The 4,088-nt window shown below is 78.3% G+C and carries 3 protein-coding genes; 2 read left to right on the top strand and 1 reads right to left on the bottom strand.

Annotation, left to right across the window (positions count from 1 at the left end; all coding sequences use genetic code 11):
- Together AC0CYZ_RS24045 and AC0CYZ_RS24040 are read left to right on the top strand one after the other, a co-directional pair.
- Positions 1-571: MarR family winged helix-turn-helix transcriptional regulator (locus AC0CYZ_RS24045; RefSeq protein WP_472220011.1), on the top strand; the 571-nt coding region annotated here is incomplete at its 5' end.
- 222 nt (positions 572-793) lie between these two features.
- Positions 794-2,320, top strand: coding sequence for an outer membrane protein assembly factor BamB family protein (locus tag AC0CYZ_RS24040; RefSeq protein WP_472220009.1), 1,527 nt, complete (start codon positions 794-796; stop codon positions 2,318-2,320).
- 42 nt (positions 2,321-2,362) lie between these two features.
- Here the strand turns inward: AC0CYZ_RS24040 and AC0CYZ_RS24035 are convergent.
- Positions 2,363-4,088 (bottom strand): LuxR C-terminal-related transcriptional regulator (locus tag AC0CYZ_RS24035; RefSeq protein WP_472220007.1); only part of this gene is annotated, 1,726 nt, incomplete at its 5' end.

Here is a 4,088-nt window from a genome sequence, read left to right as displayed (position 1 = left end):
CGCCGGGGTCGTGCCCGGCACGCTGACCGGCGTGACGGGAGCCGAGCGGGCGGCGCGCGACGCGGTGCTGCAGGAGGTCGCGGACGAGCTGGCCACGCGGGTGCTCGACGACCTGCTCCCGCTCGCGCACCGCCTGCGCGCCGAGACGGCCCGCCGGCTGGGGCTCACGATGCCCGAGCTGATGTGCCTGGACACCGTGCGCCACTTCGGTCCGCTGACGAGTGAGCTGCTCGTCGCACGGACGGGGCTCGGCCGCAGTGCCGTGTCGAAGATGGTGCGGCGGCTCGAGGCGGCGGGCCACGTCGAACGGACGCCGAACCCGGCGCACCTCCAGGGGGTCCTGGTGCGGCTCGTGCCCCACCAGCTGCGCGACGACCAGCGCGAGCTCCTCCGCCGCGCCTTCCGGGTCGCGCTGTGGGGCGCAGCCGGCGACGCGGGCCTCGCCCGGCCCCGCCGGCTGTCCGACGTGGTGCTCGTGCTGCGGGCGATCGAGGGCTGCCTGTACCGGGCCGCGACCGAGGCGGCGATGGTGCGGGACGCGCGGCAGGTCCGGGAGGGAAAGCGCTGGTGAGGGGGCTCGGTCTTCCACACGCCTCGGGAATCCGGGTCCCCGGGACCCGGATCTCGTGCACGAGTCGCGGATGGCGGTGACCGCCCGGCCACCGTCGATGACCCGGCATGGGCCGGACCCGGGTCGCGGACACTGGACCCGGATCGCCGACCGTCTCTCCGGGACGCCCGCCCACCGGGTACCGGGATGCGCCCGCCTCCGGGGCGGAGCACGATCCGGCCTGTGCACACGGGCGCGCGGTGGAGTCGTTGGGCGGCGGGCTTCGTGCCCCTGGTCGTCGGGGTCGTGGTGCTGGCGGGGTGCTCGTCGGGCTCGCCGGACACGGCCGGCGTGTCCCAGGCGGCGTCGGGCCCACCCGCGCCGGCCCTGGCCACCGTCGCGCCGTACCCGGCGCCGTCGGTGCCCGCCTCGGGGGCGGGCCTGGTGCTGCCGCCGATCGCCGGGGGACCGGCCGCGCCGCCCGCGCCGAGCGGCGGCGTGCGCGCCGGCGCGGACTGGACCACCTACCACGGCGACGTCGCCCGCACCGGCTACGTCGCCTCGGGGCCCGACCCCGCGAACCCGGCGCTGGCGTGGCAGACGCCGCTGGACGGCAAGGTCTATGGCAGCCCCGTGGTCGTCGCGGGCGAGGTCGTCGCGGCCACCGAGGGCGGGTCGGTGTACGGCCTCGACGCGGTCACCGGGGCGGTCCGGTGGCGCACCCACCTCGCCGACCCGGTCCCCGGTGACGCGCTGCCCTGCGGCAACATCGACCCGATCGGTATCACGGGTTCGCCGGCGCTCGACCCGACCACCGGCCAGGTGTTCGTCGCGACCACCGAGGCCGGTGTGCACCACCAGCTCTACGGCATCGACCCGGCCGGCGGCGGGGTCCGGAGCAAGCGGGACGCCGACGTCCCCGGCGTCGACCCGGCCACCCACCTGCAGCGCGGCGCCCTGCTCGTCTCCGGCGGCACCGTCTACGTCCCCTACGGCGGGAACTACGGCGACTGCGGGCAGTACCGCGGCAGCGTCGTCGGGCTCCCGACGACCGGGACGGGACCGGCGAAGACGTTCGTCGTCCCCACGAACCGCGAGGCCGGCATCTGGGCCGCGTCCGGGCCCGCCGCGCTGCCCAACGGCGACGTCATCGTCACCACGGGCAACGGCGAGGCCACCTCGGGGGCCTGGGACCACAGCGACTCGGTGCTGCGCCTGACCTCGGGGCTGGCGCTCGTCGACGGGTTCGCGCCGGTCGGCTGGGCGGACGAGAACTCCGTCGACGCCGACCTGGGGTCGATGGGCCCGGTCCTGCTACCCGGCACCCACTCCGCGATCACCGCGGGGAAGGCCGGCGGGGTGTTCCTCGTCGACCTCGCGGGCCTCGGCGGGGTCGGCGGTCAGAAGGCCGAGCTCACCGGCTGCGAGGCGTACGGGGGCGGGGCGGCCGCACCGGTGCAGGGCGGCGGCGCGGTCGCGTACCTGCCGTGCACGTCGGGAGTGCTCCAGGTCCGGGTCGGCGCCGACGGCCGGATGACCCCGGGCTGGAAGGCGCCGTCGCAGGTGCAGGGGTCGCCGCTGATCGTCGGGACGACGGTGTGGTCGCTGCAGCAGGACGGCGCCCTCATCGGACTCGACGCCGCGACCGGGGCGCAGCGGGCGAACGTGGCCGTGGGGGACTCGACGCGCTTCGCGACCCCGGCCTACAGCGGGAACGCCCTGTTCCTGCCGACCAGTCGCGGGATCACAGCGGTGCGCCTGGGTGGCTGACGCCTCGTGAGCACTTCTCCGCCCTATGACACGGGAAAGTGCTCACGAGCCGGAGGCACCGACCAGGACGCGGAGCTCGCTGAACAGCTCGGCGCGGCTCTCCGACCCGAGGCGGTGCCGGATCCGCGAGACGTGGTGCTCCACGGTCTTGGCCGAGAGGAAGAGCCGGGTCGCGATCTCGCGGTAGGTCAGCCCCTCGAGCACCAGCGCGGCGATGTCGCGTTCGCGCTCGGTGAGGGAGGTCCCCGCGCGCCGGGCCCTGACGGTCGCCGCGGCCCGGGCGGACGCGTCCGGCACCGGCTCCGCCGTCGGGGCCGCGGGCGCGGCCGGCGCGACGGGGGCCCGCCCGGCCTGCAGGGTCCGGGCGCAGGCGAGCAGGGCCGCGGAGTCGCCGCGGTCGGTGGTGCGGATGGCGGCCTCGCCGGCGAGGCGGGTGCCGTCCCAGCCGAGGCCGACGGCCCGGAGCCCGGCCGCGGCCTGGGCGACCTCCTCGGCGTCGACCTCCCCGTCGAGCACCGCGAGCCACACGCGGGCGGCGCGGGCGGGAGCGGCGGCGCGGTCGTTGACGGCGACGGCGGCCTCGAGGGCGTCGGCGTGCGCCGCGGCGGCGGCCCGGTCGTCCGCGGTGATCGCCGCGTGCAGGCCGGCCCAGTGCCAGGAGGTGCTCCAGGACGCGGGCCCGCCGAGGGCGTCGAGCAGCGCCGTGGCCTCGGCGAGGTGGGGCTCGACCCAGCGGTCCTCGCCGAGCCGGGCCGCGACGATGGCCAGCTCTCCCACCGGCAGCAGGCAGTACAGGTCCACGGGGTGGCGCAGCAGCGCCTGGCGGGCGCGGGACCAGAGGTCGAGCAGGCCGCGGGTCTCGCCGGCCCGGCGGGCGAGGGCGACCTCCAACGCGACGGTCGCGAGCTCGTCGCGTGGTTCGGCCGTCCCGGGCAGGTCGGCGGCGAGCCCGAGGGCCTTGCGCGCGGCCTCCTCGTCGTCGCGCATGAGGGCCGCCCACCCGCGCAGCAGCAGGTGGCGGCGACGCAGGGCGGGGCCGCCGAGGTCGGCGTCGACGGCGAGGTCGAGCAGCGGGTCGGCGAGCTCGGGCTCGCCGCGGTGCAGGGCGAGCAGGGCGCCGAGGGCGGCGGGGGAGTCGCCCATCGGGGCATGCTCGGCGGCCGAGGCCAGTGCGGTGGTGGCCCGCACCAGGAGCGACAGTGCGGTGCCGGCCGAGCCCTCGACGGAGGCGAGCAGGCCCTGGGCGGTCAGCGCGTCCGCGGTGTCGCGCAGGCCGGGCAGCGTGCCCGTCCCCCTGCTCGCGGCCGCCTCCCGGCCCTCGGCGAGCGCTCCGGTGCCGAGGAGCGCGACGGTCGCGGCCGGCGCGGCCCCGCCCCGGCGGTCGGCGAGCCAGCGGTGCACCTCGGCGCTGCGGGCGAGCAGGCCCCGGTGGGGCAGGACGGCCGCGAGCACCGTCGCGCCCGCGACCTGGTCGCGCGGGTCGTCGCCCGACACGGCCGCGTCGGCGAGGTGCAGCGCGGCGTCGAGGTCGCCCTCGCGGGCGGCGCGGGCCGCGGCGGCAGCGGGAGGGACCGTGGCGTCCGTGGCGGTGGCGCGCGGGACGGTGGCGTCCGGGGCGGTGGCGTCCGGGACGGTGGCGTCCGGGACGGTGGCGCCGGGATGGAGGTGGTCGGGGACGCTCACGCGGCGCTCCCGGGGGTCGACGACGGCGCCGACGAGGCCGTCGAGGACACGGGCGCGGCCGACGACGTGGCGGCTGCAGCGGGGG

This window comes from Actinomycetospora sp., assembly GCF_055612215.1.
Note: the sequence above shows the minus strand (reverse complement) of the source record. Positions and strands in the feature narration are given on the sequence as shown.